At 63.3% G+C, this 24772-nt stretch carries 22 protein-coding genes and 1 tRNA gene; 16 read left to right on the forward strand and 7 right to left on the reverse strand.

Annotation, left to right across the window (positions count from 1 at the left end; all coding sequences use genetic code 11):
* Positions 1 to 19 precede the first annotated feature (19 nt).
* From M1L53_RS08595 to M1L53_RS08610, 4 genes are all read left to right on the forward strand, one after another.
* Entirely contained in the window at positions 20 to 745 is a 726-nt protein-coding gene (locus tag M1L53_RS08595) for a septum formation initiator family protein (RefSeq protein WP_074447086.1), read from the forward strand.
* Positions 742 to 1287, forward strand: a complete 546-nt coding sequence (locus M1L53_RS08600; RefSeq protein WP_003946286.1) for a DUF501 domain-containing protein — start codon at positions 742 to 744, stop codon at positions 1285 to 1287. Before M1L53_RS08595 ends, M1L53_RS08600 begins: the two co-directional genes overlap by 4 nt.
* Positions 1284 to 2249: a Ppx/GppA phosphatase family protein gene (locus M1L53_RS08605; protein ID WP_054188772.1), complete on the forward strand. Its 966-nt coding sequence runs from the start codon at positions 1284 to 1286 to the stop codon at positions 2247 to 2249. Before M1L53_RS08600 ends, M1L53_RS08605 begins: the two co-directional genes overlap by 4 nt.
* 34 nt (positions 2250 to 2283) lie before the next feature.
* A tRNA-Leu gene (locus M1L53_RS08610) sits at positions 2284 to 2360 on the forward strand.
* A gap of 93 nt (positions 2361 to 2453) precedes the next feature.
* Here M1L53_RS08610 and M1L53_RS08615 read toward each other — a convergent pair.
* From M1L53_RS08615 to M1L53_RS08625, 3 genes are all read right to left on the reverse strand, one after another.
* Positions 2454 to 3140, reverse strand: a complete 687-nt coding sequence (locus M1L53_RS08615; protein WP_042448887.1) for a hypothetical protein — start codon at positions 3138 to 3140, stop codon at positions 2454 to 2456.
* Between the two features lie 944 nt (positions 3141 to 4084).
* Entirely contained in the window at positions 4085 to 4279 is a 195-nt protein-coding gene (locus M1L53_RS08620; protein WP_007728824.1) for a hypothetical protein, read from the reverse strand.
* Positions 4280 to 4568: 289 nt separating this feature from the next.
* A complete protein-coding gene (locus tag M1L53_RS08625; protein WP_007728823.1) occupies positions 4569 to 5246 on the reverse strand; it encodes a tellurium resistance protein TerA in 678 nt (225 codons plus the stop codon).
* A 296-nt stretch (positions 5247 to 5542) separates the two neighbouring features.
* On the opposite strand from M1L53_RS08625, the gene M1L53_RS08630 reads away from it, so the two are divergent.
* The 8 genes from M1L53_RS08630 to M1L53_RS08665 all read left to right on the forward strand — a co-directional run bounded on the left by M1L53_RS08630 (position 5543) and on the right by M1L53_RS08665 (position 15923).
* Positions 5543 to 7846, forward strand: a complete 2304-nt coding sequence (locus tag M1L53_RS08630; RefSeq protein WP_232319109.1) for a bifunctional diguanylate cyclase/phosphodiesterase — start codon at positions 5543 to 5545, stop codon at positions 7844 to 7846.
* Positions 7839 to 10229 (forward strand): bifunctional diguanylate cyclase/phosphodiesterase, encoded by a 2391-nt coding sequence (locus M1L53_RS08635; protein ID WP_142006232.1) that lies wholly within the window; start codon positions 7839 to 7841, stop codon positions 10227 to 10229. The genes M1L53_RS08630 and M1L53_RS08635 overlap by 8 nt, the downstream gene beginning before the upstream one ends.
* Before the next feature lie 46 nt (positions 10230 to 10275).
* Positions 10276 to 11127: an SDR family NAD(P)-dependent oxidoreductase gene (locus tag M1L53_RS08640; protein WP_054188770.1), complete on the forward strand. Its 852-nt coding sequence runs from the start codon at positions 10276 to 10278 to the stop codon at positions 11125 to 11127.
* A gap of 3 nt (positions 11128 to 11130) precedes the next feature.
* On the forward strand, positions 11131 to 12036 hold the full coding sequence (locus M1L53_RS08645; protein ID WP_054188769.1) for a TIGR03619 family F420-dependent LLM class oxidoreductase: 906 nt from the start codon (positions 11131 to 11133) through the stop codon (positions 12034 to 12036).
* A 68-nt stretch (positions 12037 to 12104) separates the two neighbouring features.
* On the forward strand, positions 12105 to 12791 hold the full coding sequence (locus tag M1L53_RS08650) for a nitroreductase (RefSeq protein ID WP_003943290.1): 687 nt from the start codon (positions 12105 to 12107) through the stop codon (positions 12789 to 12791).
* A 73-nt stretch (positions 12792 to 12864) separates the two neighbouring features.
* Positions 12865 to 14001, forward strand: a complete 1137-nt coding sequence (locus M1L53_RS08655) for a class I SAM-dependent methyltransferase (RefSeq protein ID WP_007728811.1) — start codon at positions 12865 to 12867, stop codon at positions 13999 to 14001.
* 194 nt (positions 14002 to 14195) lie between these two features.
* Complete coding sequence (locus tag M1L53_RS08660; RefSeq protein WP_003943280.1) at positions 14196 to 15047, forward strand: Bax inhibitor-1/YccA family protein; 852 nt, start codon at positions 14196 to 14198, stop codon at positions 15045 to 15047.
* A 120-nt stretch (positions 15048 to 15167) separates the two neighbouring features.
* Positions 15168 to 15923 (forward strand): enoyl-CoA hydratase/isomerase family protein, encoded by a 756-nt coding sequence (locus M1L53_RS08665; protein WP_007728809.1) that lies wholly within the window; start codon positions 15168 to 15170, stop codon positions 15921 to 15923.
* Positions 15924 to 15989: 66 nt separating this feature from the next.
* Here M1L53_RS08665 and M1L53_RS08670 read toward each other — a convergent pair whose 3' ends face one another.
* Both M1L53_RS08670 and M1L53_RS08675 read right to left on the reverse strand, forming a co-directional pair.
* Entirely contained in the window at positions 15990 to 17207 is a 1218-nt protein-coding gene (locus M1L53_RS08670) for an acetyl-CoA C-acetyltransferase (RefSeq protein WP_019744600.1), read from the reverse strand.
* Between the two features lie 121 nt (positions 17208 to 17328).
* Complete coding sequence (locus M1L53_RS08675) at positions 17329 to 18300, reverse strand: SGNH/GDSL hydrolase family protein (RefSeq protein WP_042448870.1); 972 nt, start codon at positions 18298 to 18300, stop codon at positions 17329 to 17331.
* 71 nt (positions 18301 to 18371) lie between these two features.
* Here M1L53_RS08675 and M1L53_RS08680 point away from each other — a divergent pair, with 71 nt between their 5' ends.
* The 3 genes from M1L53_RS08680 (at position 18372) to ilvA (ending at position 22273) form a co-directional block, all read left to right on the forward strand.
* Positions 18372 to 19757, forward strand: coding sequence for a cystathionine beta-synthase (locus M1L53_RS08680; protein WP_003943292.1), 1386 nt, complete (start codon positions 18372 to 18374; stop codon positions 19755 to 19757).
* 44 nt (positions 19758 to 19801) lie between these two features.
* Entirely contained in the window at positions 19802 to 20974 is a 1173-nt protein-coding gene (locus M1L53_RS08685; RefSeq protein WP_007728802.1) for a cystathionine gamma-synthase, read from the forward strand.
* Between the two features lie 135 nt (positions 20975 to 21109).
* The gene (gene ilvA / locus M1L53_RS08690) at positions 21110 to 22273 is read left to right on the forward strand and encodes a threonine ammonia-lyase (protein ID WP_223304414.1); all 1164 of its coding nucleotides are present in this window, start codon (positions 21110 to 21112) and stop codon (positions 22271 to 22273) included.
* A 6-nt stretch (positions 22274 to 22279) separates the two neighbouring features.
* Here ilvA and M1L53_RS08695 read toward each other — a convergent pair whose 3' ends face one another.
* Both M1L53_RS08695 and M1L53_RS08700 read right to left on the reverse strand, forming a co-directional pair.
* Positions 22280 to 23074: an FAD:protein FMN transferase gene (locus M1L53_RS08695; RefSeq protein WP_003943281.1), complete on the reverse strand. Its 795-nt coding sequence runs from the start codon at positions 23072 to 23074 to the stop codon at positions 22280 to 22282.
* On the reverse strand, positions 23071 to 23316 hold the full coding sequence (locus M1L53_RS08700; RefSeq protein ID WP_230587541.1) for a hypothetical protein: 246 nt from the start codon (positions 23314 to 23316) through the stop codon (positions 23071 to 23073). Before M1L53_RS08700 ends, M1L53_RS08695 begins: the two co-directional genes overlap by 4 nt.
* Positions 23317 to 23521: 205 nt before the next feature.
* Between M1L53_RS08700 and M1L53_RS08705 the strand changes: the two genes are divergently transcribed.
* On the forward strand, positions 23522 to 24622 hold the full coding sequence (locus M1L53_RS08705) for a bifunctional lysozyme/C40 family peptidase (RefSeq protein ID WP_003943296.1): 1101 nt from the start codon (positions 23522 to 23524) through the stop codon (positions 24620 to 24622).
* Positions 24623 to 24772: the final 150 nt, after the last annotated feature.

Genomic DNA, 24772 nt, shown 5'->3' on the forward strand with positions numbered 1-24772 from the left:
GGAAATCTAAGATTCAGTAGTGTCTGCACAGCGCGGTAAGCCACGATCCCCCGGCGGAAGTCCGGGGGGTCGTGGTTCCCGTCGTGGGGACACACCGTCGCGTGCGCGTCGGGACAGCGCCCGACGCCCGCGCGTGTCGGAACCTTCGGTAGATCCGGAAGCAGTCGATTCCGCTGTGACAGACCCCGCGCAACCGGGGGTCTCCGCCGAGAAAGCGTCGGCGCGAGGGTCGAAGTCGGCCCGGGGGAAGAGCGGAACCAACAAGTTCTGGTCTCGGCTTCCGAAGTCGGACAACACCATTTTCGGCTTGTCCACCAGTCGGGCAGTTGTGCTCGCGATGGTTGTGCTCATGCTGGCGCTGACACTGGCAGTGCCGCTCCGTACTTACATCAGCCAGCGTTCGGATGCCGCGCAGGTGGCGGCCGAACGTCAGGTACTCGAGGAAGAACTGCGAAAGCTGCAAGGGCAGAACGCGCGCTTCGACGACCCTGCGTACATCGAAGCTCTTGCACGAGAACGCCTTCGGTACGTCAAACCGGGCGAGACCCCGTTCCAGGTTCAGCTTCCCGGTGACTACAAGGAACCCGAGAAGAAGCAGGAAAAGGAAACACCGCTCACAGGTCCGTGGTATCGCGATCTGTGGCAAACGATTTCGGAACCGCCAGTGGTTCCCGAGACGACGACACCGGCCCCGATGCCGTTGGCGCCGATAGAGCCAGAAGAACAAGGAGTACCCACCGGGTGAGCAACACGTCCGAAAATTCCCCACAGGTTTCACAAGCGGATCTCGACGCCGTTGCCGCTCAATTGGGCCGTGAGCCACGCGGAGTGATCGAGATCGCGTACCGCAGCCCGGACGGTCAGCCGGGCGTGGTCAAGACCGCCCCCAAACTTCCGGACGGAACACCGTTCCCGACGTTGTACTACCTCACGGACCCGCGACTGACTGCCGAAGCGAGCCGTCAGGAATCCGCCGGCGTCATGCGTGAAATGACCGAACGCCTGACCCAGGATCCGGAACTTGCCGCGGCCTATCGACGGGCATACGAGTCGTACCTTGCCGAGCGTGACGCGATCGAATCTCTGGGAACCGACTTTGCCGGCGGTGGGATGCCGGATCGTGTCAAGTGCCTGCACGTGCTGATGGCACATTCGCTTGCCAAGGGACCCGGCGTCAATCCGCTCGGTGACGAGTCCGTCGCGTTGGCCGGTCACGGAAAGCTGCGCGGCACTGCAATTCCCGCGGACTGGCCTGGCATCGACGATGCCGACAACACCGACCGGTGACTCGCCGTGTCGCCGCAGTCGATTGCGGTACCAACTCCATTCGACTGCTGATCGCCGACGTCGGCGCCGACGGTCGTCTGGTGGATGTCCGGCGCGAGATGCGCGTCGTGCGACTCGGTCAAGGTGTTGATGCGACAGGGACATTCGCGCCCGAGGCCATCGAACGCACCCGGATCGCGCTGGTCGAGTACGCGTCGATGATCGCCGATGCCGGAGCAACCGCCGTTCGCATGGTCGCCACCTCGGCTACTCGCGACGCTGCGAATCGGGAAGAATTCTTCACGATGACGCGGGACGTGCTCGGCGCGGTGATTCCCGGATCCGGAGCAGAGGTCATCACCGGCGACGAAGAGGCGCGCCTCTCGTTCAGCGGTGCTGTGGGAGAACTCGATCCGTCGGAGGGCCCCTTCGTGGTGGTCGATCTCGGCGGCGGATCCACCGAAGTTGTCCTCGGCGACACGTCGGGCGTCCAGGCTGCGTACTCCACCGACATCGGCTGTGTGCGCGTCACGGAGCGTTGCTTACCGTCGGATCCGCCTACAGCAGAGCAGGTTTCCGAGGCGACGGCTTTCGCGACCGCGAAACTTGCCGAGGCGTTCGAGGCCGTACCCGTCGAGAAGGCGCACACGTGGGTGGGTGTCGCTGGAACCATGACGACGCTGGCCGCGATCGCGCAGGATCTTCCGGAGTACGACGCCGAGAAGGTGCACCTGTCGAGGATTTCGTTCAATCAACTGTTCGACGTGTGCGAGCGTCTCATTGCTATGCCTCGGGTTGATCGTGCTGCCTTCGGCCCGATGCATCCGGGGCGGGTGGACGTCATCGGCGGCGGAGCGATCATCACCACGGTGCTGGCTCAAGCGTTCGAAGCCGAAGCCGGGATCACCGAACTGGTTGTCAGCGAACACGACATACTCGACGGCATCGCGATGTCGGTAGCTCAGACCGACCCGATAGTCTGATCCCTGCCGCACCCGACCCGTCGGGTGCGGCAAGGCCCCCATAGCCCAATTGGCAGAGGCAACGGACTTAAAATCCGTCAAGTGTCGGTTCGAGTCCGACTGGGGGCACCACGTAGATCCTCCTGCACATTGAATCGAAAAACCCCGCTCGTCCTCTTCGGGCGGGCGGGGCTTTCCGTGGAGCAGCGACTGACCACCAAGTGGCTACTGAGCCCAGACGGTCGTCCCTGCAGGAGCATTCAGCGTGTTGACGAGATCGATGCCGGCTACGACAGCCGCGCCGCCGCCGCCGAGGATCGTTCCGGCGACACCGCCGATTCCGGCGCCTGTTGCGAGGCCACCCAGGCACAGTGCCGCGGCGACGGGGAGTCCGACGATGGTCAAGCCCAGCGGAGCGCCGACAGCGCAACCGATTCCGGCGCCGACGATGGTGCCGAGCAGGCTGCCGACCTGAGTGCCGAGTCCGAGTTGGCTCTGGAAGTGCGCAATCGCCCGATCATTCTCCTCGGGCGAGGCGACGGGCGTCCATTCTTTTGCCGCAGGCGCACTCTCGGGTCGAGGTGTTGCCTTCGCCGAATCGGTGATCGGTGTCAGCGTGAGGGTCTTACCGTCTTCACTGATCGTGCGATCGAAGGGGAACTGTAGATCCCCGAGGTTGTATGCGAGAGGCAGGGAAACAAGGTCGGCTCCCTTGCTGTCCTGCAAGACGACGGACTTGCCGTCGCCGGACACCTTGAACAACCCGGCGTCGATGGTGGTGACGATCGACTTGTCGACGACCTTCGCTTCGTAATTCACGTCGGTCGACGGATCAGCTGATGCGATCCCTGTTGATGCTCCGACTGCAGTGACCGCTAGAGCAGTCACAGCCGCCTTCTTGAAGAAACCCATAGTTCAACCCCGTGTTCGCCTGCGTGTGCTCGCAGAAACTCGACAACTTCGGACATTGGTAAACCCCCGACAAAGCCTTCGTATTAAAGCAGACCGAAGTGACGGAAGGGATAGTTGCGCTCGGGCCGACCGGAAGCGGCCGGTGCAATCGAATGTGCAGCGTGCAGTACCAAGTTGTCGAACATGTGTGCGAAAATGTGGAGATGCGGTTGACCGAGCAATCCCCGGACTGCTGCCCCAACGGACACCGGCTCACGGCGAACACATGCCTTGTCGGTTGGGAGGTCTGCGGGTGTGCCTCGGCGGAGAATGGCGGACACAGGACCCATTACTGCAGGCGATGTGGTGAAACTGTCCGGACGCCGGAGTGCGTAGGCGTGAATCCGCAGAAAAGTCGGTGGAGTTGAAGTGCTGTTACGTTGTGTTTCAAAGAGATTGGCGAGAGCCTCACCCGGCGGATCGGTGCCGGGTGAGGCTTGTGGATCAGGTAGGCGGCGCGACGGGTGCGTCGCTGCTTCCTCCCGAGCTCCCGCTCGACGAGCCGGTGCCGAACAGTAGGCCGAAGAAGCCGGAGATTGCGCCGAAGAAATCGAACATGGGCGAGCCTTTCGCGAGGACGAATGCGGTCACGACAAGTGGCCGACTTGTGGTGGTGTTCAGAGAAGTTCCGTCGACATTGACGGCAAAGGCGTCGGACGAAGGCCGACTGCCGGATGAAATGTACGATTCGCCCCGGTTTGATACAAGTCTTTCCCGAGTAACAGTTACTTGAGGCTTAAATTATCGGGGGTGCCTGCCTGATCTGGGGTGCCCTGCCTGCTTGGGTGGGGCAACCAGGCAGGGCAGTGGTTGGCCGTCCCTCTCAATACCGACCTACGGCGAACCATCGGCGTTGAAACTACCCACAGTTCGTGACGTGCGCCACTTACGTACCGGTACCTTCGTTAGCCGAGGTCGGACGTTGCGGCGAAGGCGGTCGTCGACGTCCCCGCGGGGACGTGGTTCATCGAGAAATCGCGGTCCCGATCAGGGTTGACGACGCTTGCCAACAGGAGCATGGCGGCGACAAAGAGAACTCCTGCGGCGAGGTAGGCGATTCTCACGGGCAGGCGCGGGCGTCGATCTGAATTCGTGGACATTCACGTTCTCCATCGGTGCATGTTGGACGAACGCCTAGTTTAACGATCAACTAATGAAAGGGTGCGAACAGTGACGCAAGATACGAAAAGGCCCTCGATCTCGGGGGAAATCGAGGGCCTTTCCGGTCGAACGTCGGCGCCGCCAAGCACATAGCGTCACCGACCCACTATCGGTGTCGAGCGTGACCCCTCATGTCCGACCCCACTTCTCGACACTATCCAGTAACTTGCGACATTGTGGATGATTCGGACATTGTCGTTCGGATGGGGGAGATCCCGTCCGCAGCCCCTACTTTCGTCCGGCAGCCCATTTCATTCCCCAGTTGTAGGCCCGATCGAGATCTGACTGACTGCCGTTGATGTACTGAACTTCGCGCGTCACCGTCACGCCTTGACCTGAACTCTGGATGAGAGCGATCGCGCACAGTCGCTCCTGGTTGCTGGCGGAGTCGAGTCGCACTTCCACCTCCGGCCCGTTGGTGGGATACAAGGTGACGACGCCGTCCACCGCCGCCCAGTTGGGAGCGCCGTCGTAGATCATCGCGAAGATCAGGATTCGCCGGAAAGCGCTTGGGTCACCAAGATTGACGTGCATGTTCTCGCCGCCGGTGTTCGCACCACTGCGGTCGTCGCCGTCGAGGGAGATGTAGGGCGGAGAAGTCAGTGAACCGAAACTGTTACCCAAGGCCTGAACTACTCCCTTGGACCCGTCGGCAAGTTCGTAGAGGCATCCGAGGTCCAGGTCGACCGCACCAGAGCCTGCGCCGGCGAGCTTGGCGAGAAAACCGGTCTTCTTCGGTGGTGCCCCCTGTGACCAGTTGAGGTTCACGCGCATATTGCCTTGTCGTTCACCCGCCTTCGCGAGGTTGACCGTCGGCGCCGATTTTGTGAGCGTGATCTTGCTCAAGCTGACCGGCGCTTGCGACGGAGTGGACTCGCCGGAACGTCGGGTGTAGTCGATTGCCATCGTGATAGTCCTTGTCTGAACTCGAATGAGTCCGATCGTGTTACCCGTCGAGGAATCTCCACCGACGTGATCGGCGATCTCCGGCCATTGTCCCTCATGTCTGATTTCAACCCATGGGCATCAAACTTGCGGCGCCAACTTGCGGCAGACCAGCAGTTTGCTGATTACTGTGTCTGTGGGCAGACGCGACTCCGAAATAGGGTGGACGCACTGGTTGACACGGCAACGTCCAATTACGGAAGAATTGCTGAGTCGGACGTCCGATTCAATTGCGTCGTGGGAGCGGGAGGTAAGTGATGCCAGTCCTGTCGCTTCTGCAACCCCGCCAGAGAGAAAGACTGACGCCCGCCCAACGTGATGACGTAACTCGTGAGCAGATAGCCGTTACCTTCGGCGTGCTGCCATGGGCCGCTGCCGTCCACCTCGTCGTCACACTCGGGCTGACGTTGTATGTAATTCCCCCGGACGGCGGACCGCTGCCGCGTGTGTGGCCATTGCTGTCCGGCGTGATCGGGTTGGTGGGGATGTGCGTGGGTCTCGCCATTCATTTCAACCTGATCACACCCACGTACCGGATGTCCTACGCGTTTCTCGTCGTCGAATTTGCTGTAGTCGGGATCCTGTATTCCTCGCTCGCCCTGGTCCTGTACCCGATCCTGGACGATTCCGGCGATCTGATCCTGATAGCGGTCACCACATCGATCACCGGTGCCGGAGCCGTGGCCACCGCGATGTTGCGAGTGGTGGGGGTCACCTGGGTCCTGTCCAATCTGATAATCCTCGGGGTGGCATTCTGGCTTCAGCCGGGACCCGAGTTCGAACGAATTCTCATTGGAATGATCGCCTATGGCGCGGCTCTGATCGGCGGCACGATAGTGGTCTCGGGCAACCTGGAATCTCGCTATCGAGCTGAATTGAGCGCCGCGTCGGAACGATCGGTCGTGCAGATGCTTCTCGAAGACTTCGAAGGCAACGCCGGGGACTTCGTGTGGGAGACGGACCAGAAAGGCAAGTTCAACCGAATCCCGACGCGGCTCGCGGTCGAAGCGGGGCTGGACTCCACCGAGTTGCAGGGAACGGCGTGGCAGGACCTGTTCATGGAGTTGGGCACCCTACGGATCCCCGGCGGGATCGATGCGCTCATGGAGTTGCAGCAGGCCCGCCACACGAAGACCGCATTCGTCGACGTGCTCGTTCCGGTCCGAGTTCACGGTGAAATTCGGTGGTGGCAGATCTCCGGACGCCCGCGCCCCGGCCGTACACCCGACGAGTTCGTCTGGCGAGGAGTCGGTTCCGACGTCACGGAAGTAAAACTGCAGAGTGACGAGATCGTGCGGATGGGTCGTGTGGACGCACTCACCGGTATGCCGAACCGGCACAGCTTCTGGACCGAGCTCGAGCGACTGCTGCGCGAGCCGTACACAAGCGAAAGTGGTCTCGCGTTGGCCATGCTCGACCTCGACAACTTCAAGTCGGTCAACGACACACTGGGACACACCGTTGGCGACGCGGTTCTGCGAGAGGTCGCGGATCGCCTGTCCGAAGCCGGCGGGGTGTCACAGTTGTTCGCACGTCTGGGGGGAGACGAGTTCGCGGTTCTTTTCACCGATGTGGGTGACAGCTCACAAGTTCGTACTCTGCTCGGCCGCTACATCGAAACTCTGCACGAGCCGATCACAGTGGCCGGTACGCGGTTGGAGATCGGATGCAGCATCGGGTACTACCTCCCCGACGAGCTGCCGTCCTCCGCCGACGAGATGATGGGCGCTGCGGACCTGGCCTTGTTCGCGGCAAAGGAATCCGGGCGCGGGGCCGTACGTGAATATCGAGACTCGATGAAGTCCGTGGCCGATCGGCGGGCCCGCCTGCTCGAAGATCTGGGAAACACTGTCGCGGAGAAGGACCTCGAACTCGAGCTGTTGCCCAGGATCGACGTGGTTTCCCGCGAGATCGTGGCCGTGGAAGTCCGCGTGATCTGGCACAACGCCCGCCTCGGTGCCGTTACGTCCGCCGAATTCATGAGCGTCGCAGACGACACCGGTTTGGCGTACTCACTGGGGACTACCGTCTTCGAGTTGGCCTGCGAGGCGGCGTCCCGCCTTCCTGATCACCTGCGGGTAGCCGTCGCGGTATCGACGCGTCAGCTCGAATCGGATTCCTTTGTCGTCGCGATAGGGGACTCGCTTCGACGATCAGGTGTCAGTGCACATCAGCTCGAGCTCCAACTCAACGAATCATCGGCGATCACCGACGAGTCCAAGTTTGCGTTGCACGCCATCGCGGACATGGGAATCGCGCTGACCGTGGACGAGTTCGGCGCCGGATTCTCCTCGCTCGCATCACTGTCCGGCCTTCCGTTCACCCGAGTCCGGATAGAACGCTCCATTTCGGGTGCAGTGCCTGGTGGACGGTCGATCCTCGAAGCTGTCGTGGATCTGGTCGACGCATTGGGAATGGAGGTCGTCGTCTCGGGAGTCGACGGTGAGGAAGACTTGAAGTCCGTGGCCGCTGCAAGGGTGAGGACTGTTCAGGGATACATCGCCGGCGGAGCCATGTCGGTCGACGCGGTCGCAGCGGCGGTAGCAGGCCGACGTGGATGACCCGGCAGTACTCCGTAGGCGTCGCGTCGGGACGTCGGTGCGCAAACTCGGTCGCAGCGGCACGGAACAACACCTCTCGGATTACGATCGCCGTCGCCTACTCGATCGACGACTGCGGTTCACCGCGCGCGTACTGCCGTGGTCGTTTCTGACCGCGGCGGTTGCCTTGTCAGCGATCGTGGTGCTTCTGCCGGTGGATGCCGGATGGTTCACCTTCGCCTGGTCGAGCGTCATGCTGTTGTCGAGCGCTGGATTCAGTGTGTATTGGCTCCGGCGCTCGCGTCTCGGCGTCTCCGAGTCCCAGGCCACCGAACTGGTGGTACTCACAGTCGAAATCATTGTCTGGGGAGTGCTCCTGGCGTGCTTGGCTCTCGTTCTCTTTCCGATGCTCGATCCTCGTGACGAGTTGGTACTGAGCTCGACCTTGATCGGTGGGATCGCGGTCGGCGTGTTTCCCACCATGATGTTTCGCGGAATCACTGTGGTCTGGATCAGCCTGGTGGGAGTCGGGTTGGCCGGGGCGTTCTGGACGGAACCGGGCACATCGCGTTTCGTGCTGATCGGGGTGCTGGTCGTCTTTGTAGGTTCGCTCTACAGCGGAACTTTGCTGTTGGCCAAACTTTTCGAGAGACGGCTACGCGCCGAACTCATAGCCGAGGACGAACGAGATCTCGTCGAGTTGTTGCTCAACGATCTCGAAGACGGAGCACAGGATTGGCTCTGGGAGACCGATTCGCGCGGTATCGCCAGTACCGTGTCGTATCGATTCGCCGAGCAGGTCGGTTTGCCGGCAGCACAGATTCGGGGCCGCACAATGCACGAGATCCTGATCGGGATCGGCGCGTCCCGAACAGATGTGGGCAGGAAGTCCCTTGATCTCCTCGCCGCGAATTTTCAAGCCGGGACGGCGTTTCGGGACCTCACCATGCAGGTCGTCGTTCGGGGCGATACTCGCTGGTGGTCGATGTCAGGTCACCCGGGCAGTGGCGATGGGGCGACCTACGGGTGGCGCGGTGTCGGATCCGATATCACGCACTCGTATCACCAGCGCCAGAACATCTTGCGATTGGCAGAGATCGATTCGTTGACCGGGCTCAGAAATCGGTACAGCTTCAACGCTCAACTGTCTTCGCGGATTCGGGACGGACACAGGGTGTGGCTGGCAATTCTGGATCTGGACAACTTCAAGTCGATCAACGACCGGTTGGGACACCACATCGGAGACGACGTGCTTCGCGATGTTGCCGGCAGACTGCACAGCGTTCTGCGATCGAACGAGATCTGTGGCCGACTGGGGGGTGACGAGTTCGCCATCGCCTTCGACGACGTAGCCTTCGACGACATCGGGAGTGCAGATGAGGTGGAGAAGAGATTCCAAACGATTCTCGACTCATTCGAACGACCATTTTCACTGGTCGGCAACCAGATTCGCATTCGTGCCAGCCTGGGGTACGGCTCGATGCCCGACGACGCCGACAGCCTCGAAGGCCTGGTGATTGTCGCGGACCTCGCGCTTTACCACGCAAAGGAGAGCGGTCGGAACCAGATTCGCGCCTTCGATGCGACTTTGCGGGATCGTGCGACGGGTAGGGCCAGGGCATTGTTGGATCTTCGTCGTGCGTTGATCGACGAAGAGTTCGAGTTGGTTTATCAGCCACAGGTCTCGGCCGCGACGGGAGTTGTCGTCGGGTTCGAGGCTCTGCTGCGGTGGAACCATCCGACTTCAGGTCTCGTCTCGCCGGGAGACTTCATTTCGGTCGCCGAGGAAACCGGCTTGATCGTGCCGATCGGTGCAGGTGTTCTGAGGGCTGCCTGCACGGCGGCGACAACGTGGCCGGAGGACATTCGGGTTGCCGTCAATGTTTCTCAGGTGCAACTGCGTTCGAGTCGATACGTCGACTCGGTACGCCGGACACTGATCGAGGTGAACCTCCACCCCAGCCGACTCGAGATCGAGGTGACCGAATCGTTGGTCATCGACGACGCCGACCGAGATGTGTTGGTACAGCTCTCGGCGCTCGGCATCGCCATTGCGATGGACGACTTCGGCACAGGGTTCTCCTCGGTTGCCAGCTTGGCCCGGCTGCCGCTCGATCGGTTGAAGATCGATCGGGCGTTCGTCGCACCGCTGGACGCGGATCCCTCGAATTCGAGGTTCGCTGTCTTGCGAGCCGTCATCGCGATTGCCAAGTCTCTGGGGCTGGACACCGTCGCCGAGGGCGTGGAGACGGAGAGGCAGCGCGCGATAGTGACCGAGTGCGGATGTGACGTGATCCAGGGGTACCTCGAGGGAATGCCGATACGGGCAGCCGAGATTCCGCGCTATTTGAATGGGCGACTCGGCGGTTCGAGCAGGTGGGGTGTCGCGGCTACCACTGAGTGAGAACTTTGCGCCCGTTTTGCCGTTCGATGTGTGACGGTACGCCGAAGTGCTTCACATCGAACTGCAGAAGGGTGTCTTCGTGGTGGTCGGATCGGCGTACTCCCCAGGGCCGATGTTGGTGGGTAAGAAGGCAGTGGTCACAGGCGGTTCCCAGGGAATCGGCGCAGCGATTGTTCGAGCATTTGCATCGCATGGCGCGTCAATTCTGGTTGTCGACGTGGCTCCTCTTGGCGACGTCGAATTCGACTCGGCTGCAGGTGGTTCGATCAACTATCTCGAGTACGACGTGCGGACGCGGGAAGTCCCCGTCGCGTTGACCGAGTTCGCCCCGGACGTCCTTGTGAACAATGTGGGTCATTTCCTGAACCCGCCGACAGAGTTCACCGGTACGGATCCCGGTTTCTGGTCCGAGGCCGGCAGCATCAATTTCGATCACGTCGTGCGTCTGACCCATGCCCTGCTTCCCGGCTTGATCGACCGCGGTTTGGGTGGATCGATCGTGAACCTGACGACGGTGGAGGCGCATCGAGCGATCCCGGGCCACACGATGTACTCGGCATACAAGGCCGCGCTGACACAGTTCACCAGGAGCCTTGGTGTGGAGATCGGTCGAACCGGAGTGCGCGTCAACGCCATTGCCCCGGATCTGATCGAGTCGGTACAGGTGCCGTATCGCACGATCGTTCCCGCCGACGACTGGGACAAGTGGCCGGGGTGGGCACCGTTGGGCGGACCGGGCCAGCCGGTCGACATTGCCGGCCCCGCACTGTTCCTGGCTTCCGACCTGGCGAGATACATCACCGGAACCGTGATCCACGTCGACGGCGGCTCGCACGCTGCCGGAGGCTGGTTCCCCACAGAAGAGGGTGGCTGGACCAACCGGCCCCGAAAGGCTTGACACATGACAACTTTCAGTCTGAACGTTCCCAACTTCGGCACCACTCTCGCGGAGGACTCCTACGCGAAACTCGTGCAGGTCTGTCAGAACGCGGAAGCTGCCGGCTTCGACCGGGTCCTCGTCACCGATCACGTGGTGATGGGCTCGGACAACTCGGCGTACACGTGGTCGGCGTTCCCCACCGAGCCCGACGCCAACTGGCTCGAGCCGCTGACCGTCCTGGCTTTTGTTGCCGGACAGACGAAGACAATTCGCTTGGGGACCGGAATCGTCATCGCGGCGCTGCGCGGGGGAGCGGTACTGGCCAAGACGGCCGCGACACTCGATCTGCTCTCCGGGGGCCGACTCGACCTGGGCGTCGGAACAGGTTGGCAGGAACGTGAATACGAGGCGGCAGGTATGGACTTCGGTAAAAGGGGACCACTGCTCGACGACACTCTCGCAGTGTGCCGGGCCCTGTGGAGTTCGGCGCCGGCGAGCATCGACACCCCTCGTCTGAAGTTCGACGACGTGTACTGCGCGCCCCGTCCGGCCGCTGGAATCCCGATCTGGGTGTCCGGTTCGCTCTCCAAGGCCGTTGTACGACGCGTTGCAACCTGGGGTGACGGGTGGATTCCGATCATGGGTGCCGCGGACGACGACCTACGTGAAGGGATCGACGTCATCGGCAAAGCGATGGCGGATCTCGGACGCGATCCAGCGGAATTGCAGGTCCGTGGGCGACTGACCGTCGTACGCGGGTCCGACGGTTCGATCGACCTCCCGGCGACGATGATCGGCGCCGAGCAGCTGCTCGAATCCGGTGCCACCGATGTGCTGGTCGCGCTGGCGGCAGTAGACCCGGATCCGGATGCGGCGATGGCAGAGTTCGGCGAGCTGGTGGCGGCCTTCGCAAAGGTGACCCGCTGACGATTGCGTCGAGGCGGTAGTTCTATCGTGCGAAGTGTTGTAGTGCAGCCTGATCGAGGAGAGAACACATGACCGAGAGCATCGTCGTGGATACGAGCCTGGAAGCGTTGCTCGACGCCCGGATCAGCTGCCGCGCCTACGAGGACCGTCAGGTGCCACGTGAGGTGATCGAGGAGATCCTTCGGCTGGCGCAGAAGACGCCGTCGTGGTGCAACACGCAACCGTGGCAGGTCGCGATCACCGAAGGGGAGGGCACCGAGCGATTCCGCGCCGGCCTCGGTGAGTACGTGATGGCCAACGCCCAGGAGTCGGACTTCGAGTTCCCGCGCGCGTACCAGGGCATCTACAAGTCGCGTCGGTTCGACTGCGCGATGGCGCTGTATTCGAGCGTCGGAATCGAGCACGGTGACCGCGCCGGATCCGCGGCACAGACGATGAAGAATTTCGAGCTCTTCGGCGCTCCCCACGTCGCGATCATCACCACCGACGAGGCATTGGGCACCTACGGCGCAGTCGACTGCGGGTTGTACGTGAACAGCTTCCTGCTCGCGGCCCAGAGTCTGGGGGTCGCCACCATTCCGCAGGCGGCGCTCGCGGGCAGCTCCAAGTTCATTCACGAGCATTTCGGTATCGACGACACTCGCAAGGTTGTCTGCGCGATCTCGTTCGGATACCCCGACGCCGACCACCCGGTGAACGGATTCCGCACCGAACGCGAAACCGTCGACAACGTCGTGCAGTGGATGTCGAACTGACAGGGATGTCGAACTGATCACCTGCTGGTCGGGGGATTGAGTGTTGCGTAGTTCCACCTGAAAGACTGGTGGCATGTCCGACACACCCGAACTGTTCGATCGTCTGCGCCGATTCCCCGATGTCGAGGCACCCAATCTCTTTGCCGTCGATGCGGCTGATCGTCTGATCCTCGACGAGGCCGCCGACGCTCTTGCCGCGGCACCGGCTGGCACCGTCGTCGTGATCGGCGATCACTACGGTGCGCTGACTGCCGGTGTTGCGCTCGTGCACGGAATCGCCGCCGTGCGCGTTCACCAGGATCCGCTCACCGGAGAGCTGGCCCTCGCGAACAATGCGCGCGAACTCGGATTCAGTGACGCCTTCACCTCGCACGGACTGGACGAGGAGTTGCTCAGCGGCGCCCGCGTCGTGCTTATGCAATTGCCGCGTAGCCTCGCCGAACTTGCCGAGATCGCCCAGCTGATCGCGCTTCACGCCGACCCGGCGGTTCGTGTCTTCGCCGGTGGGCGTGACAAGCACATCACCCCGGCGATGAACAAGGTTCTCGGCGAATCGTTTTCCGACGTCAGCGCCTCGCGTGGGCGTCAGAAGTCCCGCGTACTCAAGGCTTCGGAACCGAAGCCCGATGTTGCTATCACGTTCCCGGTGACCGAACGCCTCGACGAATTCGACCTCGACGTCGTTGCTCACGGCGCAGTGTTTGCCGGTGCGAGCCTGGACATCGGCACCCGGTTGCTCCTGGAGAACCTCGGAAAGATTGCGGTCGATCCGCTGAGCGACGTGATCGATCTGGGTTGTGGCAGCGGCATTCTCGCGGCGGCGATCGCGCGGAAGTTCCCGGACGTGCACGTGATCGCAACGGATCAGTCCTCGGCAGCCGTCGCTTCGGCTCTGGCGACCGCGTCCGCAAATGGCGTCGGCGATCGAGTGAGCGGCCTGCGCGACGACGCCGTGAGTTCGTTGCCCAGTGCGAGCGCGGATCTGGTTCTGTTGAACCCGCCGTTCCACGTCGGCGCGGCGGTCCACACCGGCGGAGCACTCAAGATGTTCGAAGCTGCCGGCCGTGTCCTGCGTCCCGGTGGCGAGTTGTGGACTGTTCACAACGCGCATCTGGGGTATCGCGAACCGTTGAAAGCCGCGGTGGGTCCGAGCGAGGCGATGGCGAAGAACGCGAAGTTCATCGTGATGAAGTCGGTCAAACCGTCCTAGTATCGAAAAGGGACGAGTGTCGAAGAGTGTTGATCTTCCGGAAATGCGCCGGGAACTACAACCGAAGCTTCGACGTTGTAAATTACGAGTGCTTTACTTTTAGTCAGGTACACGGACCGTGTCGGAAACTCGGATCCGTCCGGCGAACCCGCGACGCACCCGTCGTAGGCCACCACGATGAAGGGATGATCACGGTGCGCACCACCAGCAACCCGGTGTTCCGCAATCTGCCCAAGCAAGAGGGCAACGGATACGCCTCGTTCGGATCTGCGACGGCGGGCGCCTCGCAGGCAACCCAGCAGTTCGGTCAGCCGCAGTACGCTCCGGCCGAGCCGTACCAGACCGGTCCCACCTCGCGGGCCATGACGATCGACGACGTCGTCACCAAGACGGGCATCACGCTCGGTGTGCTGACGATCTCGGCACTGGTGTCGTACTTCCTGGTCAACAACAACGTCGACCTCGCTACCCCGCTGGTCATCGGCGGCGGTCTCGTCGGCCTCGTTCTGGTTCTGGTCGCTACGTTCGGCCGCAAGATGGACAACCCGGCAATCGTGTTGGCGTACGCCGTCGCCGAGGGTCTGTTCCTCGGTGCGCTGTCGTTCATGTTCACTGATATTCAATTCGGTGGCGTCGGCGGATCCGCACTGATCGCGCAAGCAGTCCTCGGAACGTTCGGCGTGTTCTTCGGCATGCTGGTCGTCTACAAGACCGGTGCGATCCGGGTGACACCGCGTCTGACGCGAATGATCATCGGCGCGTTGATCGGCGTTGTCGTTCTGGCCCTCGGTAACCTCGTCGCGAGCTTCTTCGTCGAGGGCGGACTGGGACTGCGTGACGGCGGAACGCTCGCCATCATCTTCAGCCTCGTCTGCATCGGCATCGCAGCCTTCAGCTTCCTGCTCGACTTCGACGCCGCTGATCAGCTGATCCGCGCACAGGCGCCCGAGAAGGCAGCCTGGGGCGTCGCATTCGGCCTCACCGTCACCTTGGTCTGGCTGTACGTCGAGATCCTGCGTCTGCTGAGCTACTTCAACAACGACTAGTTCTCGAGTCGATCCGTAACACGAAGAAGGGCCCCGCGAGGGGCCCTTCTTTTGTCGTCTGTGGACGGTTACGGTGCTTGGATACCTAGCAACTGCTTGGTTTGGAACGAAGGGGAGCGAATGTCGACAAACACCTCTGAACCCATCCTGGTCGCGGATGCCGGAGCAGTGCGAACGCTGACCTTCAATAATCCGAGTCGCCTGAACGCATTTGATGCAGCCGGTTTTCGAGCGTTCACCAAGGCGCTCGACGACGCGGCGTCGGACGAAGCCGTGGCCGTGGTGATCGTCGAGGGTGCAGGCAAGGCATTTTCCAGTGGCGTCGACCTACGCGCACTCGCCGAACCAGGCGCAGACAACGCCGACTTCGGCCACGCATTCGCGCCGCTGATCGTCGCGCTGGTGGAGTTCCCGAAGCCATTGATCGCCGCGGTACACGGCGCTGCCGTCGGCATCGGCCTGACCATGCTGCTTTACTGCGACGTCGTCTACGTTGCCGAGGACGCACGTCTGCGGGCACCGTTCACTTCGCTGGGTACCGCTCCCGAAGCTGCCAGTAGTTGGTTGCTGCCCAAGGTGATCGGAACGCAGCGAGCCGCCGAGCTGATCCTGTCGGCCCGGTGGCTCAGCGGCGTCGAAGCGGCCGACTACGGACTGGCGAACGTGGCCGTACCGGCCGAAGAGGTTCACATCCGTGCTCGGGAGAGCGCCGAGCAGATTGCCGCCAACGTCGGACCGGCAGTTCTTGCCGCCAAACGACTGCTCCGTCACGGATGGGCGGACGAAGCTCGCGCTGCCGTGCAGCGTGAGGACGACGCTGCGCGAGAGTTGATTCGCGAGTTGGGGAGTTTTGCTCGGAAGTTCACGACTACCTGAAACCCGACCACACGAAAGCGGCCGCCCGGCAGAAGCCGGGCGGCCGCTTTCGACGTGCTCAGGGGATCAGCTGAGGCGCTCGATCACCATTGCCATGCCCTGTCCGCCGCCGACACACATGGTCTCGACGCCGAAGGTCTTGTCCTGCTCCTGCAGGTTGTTGATCAGGGTGTTGGTGATACGGGCACCGGTCATACCGAAGGGGTGACCCAGCGCGATCGCGCCACCGGAGATGTTGAGCTTGTCCTCTTCGATGCCCAGTTCGCGAGCGGATCCGAGGACCTGCACTGCGAATGCCTCGTTGATCTCGAACAGGTCGATGTCGGAGATCGACTTGCCGGCGATCTTCAGGGCGTTCTTGACGGCCTGGATCGGGCCGAGGCCCATGATCTCGGGGGACAGGCCCGAGACGCCGGTGGAGACGATGCGAGCGAGCGGGGTCAGGCCGAGTGCCTTTGCCTTGGTGTCGGACATGATCACCAGTGCGGCTGCGCCGTCGTTGAGCGGGCAGGCATTGCCGGCGGTGACGGTGCCGTCGGGGCGGAAGACGGGCTTGAGGCCGCTGATGCCCTCGTAGGTGGTGCCGGCGCGGGGGCCGTCGTCCTTGGAGACGACGGTGCCGTCGGCGAGCGTGACGGGCGTGATCTCACGCTCGAAGAAGCCGCGAGCGATGGCTTCCTCGGCGCGGTTCTGACTGCGAACTGCCCAGCGGTCCTGGTCTTCGCGGGTGATTCCGGTGGCGGAAGCGACGTTCTCCGCGGTCTGGCCCATGCCCAGGTACACGTCGGGGATCAGGCCCTCTTCGCGAGGATCGGTCCAGGCGACTCCACCTTCGGCGAGCTTGGCGCTACGGGCCTGCGCTGCGTCGAAGAGCGGGTTCTTGGTGTTGGGGAGGCCGTCGGCGTTGCCGGTGATGAAGCTGGAGACGGACTCGACGCCGGCGGAGATGAAGACGTCGCCCTCGCCTGCGCGGATGGCGTGCAGCGCCATGCGGGTGGTCTGCAGCGAGGAGGAACAGTAACGGTTGACCGTGACACCGGGGAGGAAGTCGTAGCCGAGCTGGACGGCGACGACGCGGGCGATGTTGAAGCCCGACTGACCGGCGGGCTGGCCGCAACCGAGCATGAGGTCGTCGATCTCGGTGGGGTCGAGCTCGGGGATCTTTGCCAACGCGGCGGCAACCATCTGAGTTGCGAGGTCATCCGGGCGGATGTCCTTGAGCGAACCCTTCATTGCGCGGCCGATGGGCGACCGTACTGCTGAGACGATTACTGCCTCGGGCATGAAAACTCCTTTTGTGTACTGCTCGAGGGCGGCTTGAAACGCCGTCGAGCAGGGCAAGTTGAATGCAGCTTCGACTTACAATTTACGTTGCCGCTCCCAGATGGTGGTCACGCAGTCTCACTCAGTTGACGTCGGGGCGCTGACCTGCAGGTTTGGTGCGTCTCGCGAAGGCTTTCCACTGGGTTGCCGCCGCCGTCAGTCGGGCCGCGACGGTGCGGGCTTGCGCCGCCTCTGAAACGTGGGGGAGCTCGGGTAGCGGGCCACCCTGCCATTCACCCAGAGCCGACGCGAGAACCGGGACGATCTGCTTCGCCGCGAGTTCGTATCCGGCCGCGGACGGATGGAAACGGTCGGCCGAGAACATCGTGTCGGGCGAGGCCAGGAATTCCTTGGCCAGCAGGTCGGCCAGTGGAACGGGATGACCCCCGGCGTTTCTGGTCGCGGCCGCCTGGGCGAGTGCGAGGCGATGGCCCCATTCGCGCACCACGGAGCGCAGAGGTTGCGGGATCGCCGTGACCACCCCCAGATCCGGGCAGGTGCCGACAACAACGACGGCGCCGCTCTCGCGTAAGCGTCGAACCGCGTCGCCGAGGCGTTTAGCCGACGCGTGAATCGCGTTCTTGGCGGTGACGTCGTTGGCGCCGATCAGGATCACCGCAGCGTCCGGGGGAGGACCGGCGACGAACATGGCGTCGACTTGCCCACTCAACCCGCGGGAGGTGGCGCCCCCGATGGCCTTGGTGCTCAAACGGATTCGCTTCCCGGTTTCACTCGCAAGCAGCTTCGCGACCTGAACACCCGGTACTTCCGAGGCCGTCAGCGCGCCGACGCCGGCCGCAGAGGAATCGCCGAAGATCATCAAGTGGAGATCGAAGGGCACGGCCCGCCACCAGAGTTCCGGGTTGTCGGCGCCGGGTGCGTACACCCCGTCCGCCTCGGGTGGCTTGGCGATATTGCGACCGATCACCCCGCGGGCCGCCCCCGCCTGCGACATCAGATAGTTGTAGCCCAACCAGGAGAGCGTGCCTGCACTCGATCCGGCCACCACCGTGGCCACCGACGCTTTCAGTCCGGTTCGACTCACACTTGCCAATCTAGCCGGATTGCACCACCTTCGCCCGACGTCCGCGCGCACCGTTTTCTTTCATCTGGGAACATGGACGAATGCGCATCGCGGAACACGTCGTCGACCTCATCGGCAACACCCCACTCGTCAAGCTCACGTCCGTCACGGGCGAAAACTTCGGCACGGTGGCAGCCAAGGTCGAATACCTCAACCCTGGCGGTAGCTCCAAGGACCGCATCGCCGTCAAGATGATCGACGCAGCCGAGGCTTCGGGTGAACTGAAGCCGGGCGGCACCATCGTCGAGCCGACTTCGGGCAACACCGGAATCGGCTTGGCGCTCGTGGCGCAAAAGCGTGGATACAAGTGCGTTTTCGTCTGCCCAGACAAGGTCAGCGAAGACAAGCGCAACGTCCTGCGCGCCTACGGCGCCGAGGTGGTCGTGTGCCCCACGGCCGTCGCGCCGGACAACCCGAACAGCTACTACAGCGTCTCCGACCGCCTCACCCGTGAGATCCCCGGCGCCTGGAAGCCCAACCAGTACTCCAACCCGGGCGGACCGGAGAGCCACTACGAGACCACCGGCCCCGAGATCTGGGCCGACACCGACGGCAAGATCACGCACTTCGTCGCGGGCGTCGGCACCGGCGGCACCATCACCGGCACCGGCCGCTACCTCAAGGAAGTTTCGGGCGGCAAGGTCAAGGTCATCGGCGCAGACCCCGAGGGCTCCGTCTACTCCGGCGGCACCGGTCGTCCGTATCTGGTCGAAGGCGTCGGCGAAGACTTCTGGCCGTCGGCATACGACCCGTCCATCCCGGACGAGATCATCGCCGTCTCGGATGCCGATTCCTTCGAGATGACGCGTCGCCTCGCCCGCGAGGAGGGACTGCTGGTCGGCGGTTCCTGCGGTATGGCCGTCGTCGCTGCCCTCGAAGTAGCCAAGCGTGAGGGCCCCGACGCCCTGATCGTCGTCCTCCTCCCGGACGGTGGCCGCGGCTACCTGTCCAAGATCTTCAACGATCAGTGGATGGCGTCGTACGGATTCCTGCGCACCCCACTCGACGGCAAGACCAACGTCCCCACCGTCGGCGACGTTCTGCGTGGCAAGTCGGGCGAGCTGCCGGACCTCGTTCACACCCACCCGTCGGAGACCCTGCGCGATGCGATCGAGATCCTGCGCGAGTACGGCGTGTCCCAGATGCCCGTCGTGGGTGCGGAACCGCCGGTCATGGCAGGCGAGGTCGCCGGAAGTGTGTCCGAGCGGGATCTGCTGAGCGCGGTCTTCGAAGGCCGTGCGCACCTTGCGGATTCCGTCGAGAAGCACATGAGCAAGCCGTTCCCGCTCATCGGTTCCGGCGAGCCGGTCTCGGCTGCCACGAAGGCGCTCGGGGACACCGACGCACTCATGGTCGTCGACGACGGCAAGCCGGTCGGTGTCATCACGCGCCACGATCTCCTGGGTTTCCTGAGTTCGGATTCCTGAGTTCGGATTCCTGCGCCGGCACCGGCGCCATTAGGCTGGGGACCATGAGTGAGCAACGCAGCAAGGCCGACAACATCAGCTGGCAGGGTTTCTCCACGAAAGCGGTGCATGCGGGTTACGAACCCGATCCGCTGACCGGTGCGGTCAACGTGCCGATCTACGCGAGTTCCACCTTCGCCCAGGACGGCGTCGGTGGAATGCGCAGTGGCTTCGAGTACGCGCGAACGGGTAACCCCACCCGTCGCCCACTCGAGGCGAACCTCGCCGCGCTCGAATCCGGAACCTACGGCCGAGCGTTCAGTTCGGGAATGGCGGCCACCGACTGCCTGCTCCGTTCGGTACTTCGACCCGGCGATCACCTGGTCATCCCCGACGACGCGTACGGCGGAACCTTCCGCCTCATCGACAAGGTCTTCACGCAGTGGGGGATCGAGTACACCCCGGCTCCGGTGTCCGACGTCGATGCGGTGCGCGCGGCGATGAAGTCCAACACCAAGCTGGTCTGGGTCGAGACGCCCACGAACCCGCTGCTCAATATCGGTGACATCGAGCTCCTTGCCGAGGTCGCCCACGAGGGCAACGCAAAGATCGTGGTGGACAACACCTTCGCCTCGCCGTACCTGCAGCAGCCGCTGCAGCTCGGTGCCGACATCGCGCTGCACTCCACGACCAAGTACATCGGCGGACACTCCGACGTGGTCGGTGGCGCTCTCGTCTGCAACGACGAAGAACTGGACACCGCGTTTGCCTTCCTGCAGAACGGATCCGGCGGCGTTCCCGGCCCCTTCGACGCGTTCCTGACGTTGCGCGGAATCAAGACACTGGCGCTGCGCATGGAGCGTCACAGTGACAACGCGGAGAAGGTCGTCGAATTGCTCGACGGCCACCCCGCGGTTGCCAGCGTCATCTACCCCGGATTGGCTTCGCATCCGTCGCACAAGGTCGCGGCCAAGCAGATGCGACGCTTCGGCGGCATGATCTCCGTCCGTCTCAAGGGCGGCAAGGCGGCAGCTCTCGACCTGTGCTCGCGCACCGAGATCTTCACGCTGGCAGAATCTCTCGGCGGAGTCGAATCCCTCATCGAATTCCCCGGTGCGATGACCCACGCCTCGACGGCCGGTTCCGCTCTCGAGGTTCCCGACGATCTGGTTCGCCTGTCGGTCGGCATCGAAGACGCCTCCGATCTGGTCGGCGACATCGAGCAAGCGCTGTCCTGATCTTCGCTCTACAGTAATTCGACTTCGAATCTGCAGTGCGCCTTCACACCTCACGAGGGTGTGGAGGCGCACTTTCTGGAGGCATGCGTGAATCTCGAACAGATAAAGGCTGCACAGCAACTGCTCGCCCCGGTCATGCGACGCACCCCGGTCGTGGCCTCGCGAGTGTTGTCCGAAACCACCGGCTTCGCCGTGAGTTTGAAATGTGAAAATCTGCAGCGCACCGGCTCTTTCAAACCGCGCGGTGCGTACAACCGCATTGCCAATCTTTCCGCAGAGGAACGGGCAGCGGGCGTGGTGGCGGCCAGTGCCGGTAACCATGCGCAGGGAGTTGCCTGGTCTGCAACAGAATTGGGAATCAAGTCGACCGTCTTCATGCCGACGGGTGCGCCGCTGCCGAAGTTGGTGGCCACCAAGGCATATGGAGCTCAGGTCCACCTGCACGGTTCGACTGTCGACGAAGCGCTCGTGGCCGCTCGCGAATTCGCGGACCGAACCGGAGCAGTTCTGGTCCACCCGTTCGACCACGAGGACGTCGTGGCGGGGCAGGGGACTGTGGGGCTCGAAATCCTCGAGCAACTGCCTGAGGTCGGCACGATCCTCGTTCCCACCGGCGGCGGCGGTTTGATCGCGGGAGTGGCTGCAGCCGTCAAAGCTGTGCGCCCGCAGGTCCGCATCGTCGGAGTGCAAGCCGAGACCGCGGCTGCCTGGCCGGCGTCGTTGGCAGCCGGGAAGCCGACCGCCTTGGCGTCGATGTCCACGATGGCAGACGGTATCGCCGTTGGCTGCCCGGGCGAGGTTCCGTTCGCCGAAGTTGCCGCCCATGTCGACGCCGTGGTGACGGTCAGCGAGGAAGCGCTGTCCAAGGCGCTCCTGCTGTGCCTCGAACGCGCCAAGCTCATCGTCGAACCGGCCGGCGTCGCGGCCGTCGCGGCCTTGATGACCTGCACTCCGGAGGAGCTGGGACTGACAGGGCCGGTGTGCGCCGTGCTTTCCGGCGGCAACATCGATCCGCTACTTCTCACGCACGTCATCTCGCACGGTCTGCGAGCGGCCGGACGGTTCCTCGGCGTTCACATCACCATCGACGATCGGCCGGGCGCACTGGTCTCGTTGCTCGAAGTGGTTCGAGCGAACGGCGCCAGCGTGGTCGATGTCATCCATTCCCGTACCGGTGGCGAACTTGCACTCGACGAAGTGGAAGTCTTCCTCACCGTCGAGACGCGTGGTCCGGACAACAAGGCGGAACTTCTGACGGCCTTCGACCGCGCCGGTTACGCAGTACGACTGCAGAACTGAGGCGAGTTACTCGTCAGGCCAGCCGCCCAGAACCGTCACGCGGTACTCCTGGTCGACCAGCCTGGCGGGTACGTCGAGTTGATGTAGCCAGTCGATGGCCGAACCGCCCATGCCGACCGCAACCCGACTGAATGCGGCGGCCTGGGCGCAGGAGGATGCAATCACCGACACCGTGCGCCACATCGGCGTCGCCGTCGATTCGCGGTGCAGTGGCTTGACGGTGCTGGCCGTGGCGATCCCGCAGTCGGACGGAAGTGCTACCTGGCAGGTCGGGTCGCCGGGCAGGTCTTGCACCTGAATCTGCCAGCCGTCTTCCGGCGCCGGGCCGGCAACCGCGATGTCCCCGCCGAGGCCGACCAGCACGCCACACCCGAGAAGAGTCGCAGTGGACGCGGCACAGTGGTCCGCTGAACTGGCGCGGGCCGTCGCGGACAGATCGAGAACGACGTCGTCCGGGCTGTACACGCGGTTGTTCTCGACGCGAATCTTCCACCAGGAGTGAGGGTCTGCCGACCCGGCCGTCGGCGTGAGTTTGCCGTCGGTCAGTCGTGCGACAGCCAACGCGTCTTCGAGGAAGTGCGCGAACATCGGGGTCACGGCGACGCCGTCGACGTTGCTCGCGGCGCTGACATAGGTACGAATCTCGGAGTCGGCACGATCTCGATTGGTGGCGGCGTCGGCAGCGGTGAGGTACCCGCGAACCAGGCTGGCCGCGGAGGGAAGGACTTCAGGGTCGGTGACGACGACCCGGGCCTGAACCCCCCACGTGAGCCACTCGGAGGCCGAGCGCGGAGTACTCACGAACCGTTGGAGACGGCGTCCGGGGATCCGAATCCGGCGACCACGACGGGCCGCTTCGCTACGGGATTCTTGGTGTGAGAAGCCGACGTGTCCGGCGCGAGTGCCGTGGCAGTGGGAGAAGAAACGAGTGAAAGTCCGCCGCTTGCGAGTGCTCCCGCCACAGCCGTGGCTGCGAGGGCGAGGCGAACGGGTCGATACACCGTAGTGCGTCCCCGGGCGGGTCGTGGCCGATCGTCGCTCATGGACTCAGCTTGCACGCCGAACCTGAGAAAAGCCTTGGCGTCTGTAGTCATTTGCGTAACGCCCGCCGAGATAAATGAGACATTGGTTACAGGAGTCGCGAGACTGAGCCTTGTCGAATGCATGTTCGAAAGAGTAGATGTTCGCACCGACAAGTTTCGGGTACGACCACGTACATGGATTTTCAGAGGTTTATCGGAGGTTCGGATGGCAGTCGGTGTCCTGGCGATCGCTGTGTCGATCGGCACCGCACTGGGCGTGATGAGTGGAACTCTCGGAGCGCCCGCACAAGTCGAGAAGAACGAGTCTTCGAATGCTGCAGTCTCACTTGCAGCCTGGAACGGACCGGCACGAACTCAGGACACACCTGAGGGAATCGTGCCTTCCGTACCCTCCAACTTTCCGGGAGCGACATTGGCGCCCGTGGGAGCGGTGGCAGTGTTCGCGCCGTGGATCAAAAAGGCCGGTGCTCTGTGCTCGGAGATCACGCCCGCGGTGATCGCCTCGCTGTACTCGGTCGAGAACGGATTCAAGTACGGACCCGATACCGACATCTCACCGGAAGGTGGGCGCGGGCCTGGCCGCTTCACCACCGCAGCGTGGACGGCATACGGCAAGGACGGTGACGGCGACGGAAAGATGGACATCCTGGGCGTTGCCGATCCGGTGATGACAACCGGATACCGGTTGTGCGATCTCGTGAAGCAAGCGCAGTCCTGGCAGAAGTCCGGTGAGGTCGAGGGCGATACCGTCGACCTCGCGCTCGCTGCCTACGACGTCGGGCCGGACGCAGTTCGCGAAGCGGGCGGCGTTCCGGCAGACAAGTCGGGCGAGGTTCCTGCGGAGCAGGCGGTCGCCGCTCCGTTCGTCGCCCAGATCAAATCGTTGCAGGACTCGTTCGCCCTGATGCTTGCGCCCTTCGACTACAACAACCTCGCCGCAGCGGTGGGCGGCGTCGTCGAGGCCGGTCTGAAGTTTCTCGGATTGCCGTACGTGTGGGGTGGCGGAAACATCAACGGGCCGTCGATGGGCGGGTTCGACTGCTCGGGGCTGACGTCGTACGCGATCCACGCGGCCACCGGGGTGACTCTGCCCCGGACCTCGGAGACGCAGTGGGGTGTCGGCGTCGAGATCCCGCTGGATCAGGCGCAGCCCGGTGACCTGTTGTTCGGCAACTGGCAGGCAGGCGGCCCCGGCCACGTGGCGATCTACGTCGGCAACGGTCAGATGCTTCACGCACCCACGTTCGGCGACGTGGTGAAGGTCGGCCCGATCTTCGCCGGCATGAAGGCTCGCCGCGTGGTGTGAGTGGGCAGGAAACGGCGAGCGTCGACAGAGCAAGAAGCGGGGGGGGGGCGGGGGGGGGGGGGGGGGGTGGTGGGTGTGGGGAAACCACAAAAAAAAAGGGTGGGGGCCCCCACCACAACCACGACCCAAAAAGGGAGACAGGTGGGCGGG

Origin of the sequence: Rhodococcus sp. T9N, from assembly GCF_024436645.1 — a bacterium.
Taxonomy (GTDB): domain Bacteria; phylum Actinomycetota; class Actinomycetes; order Mycobacteriales; family Mycobacteriaceae; genus Rhodococcus_F; species Rhodococcus_F qingshengii.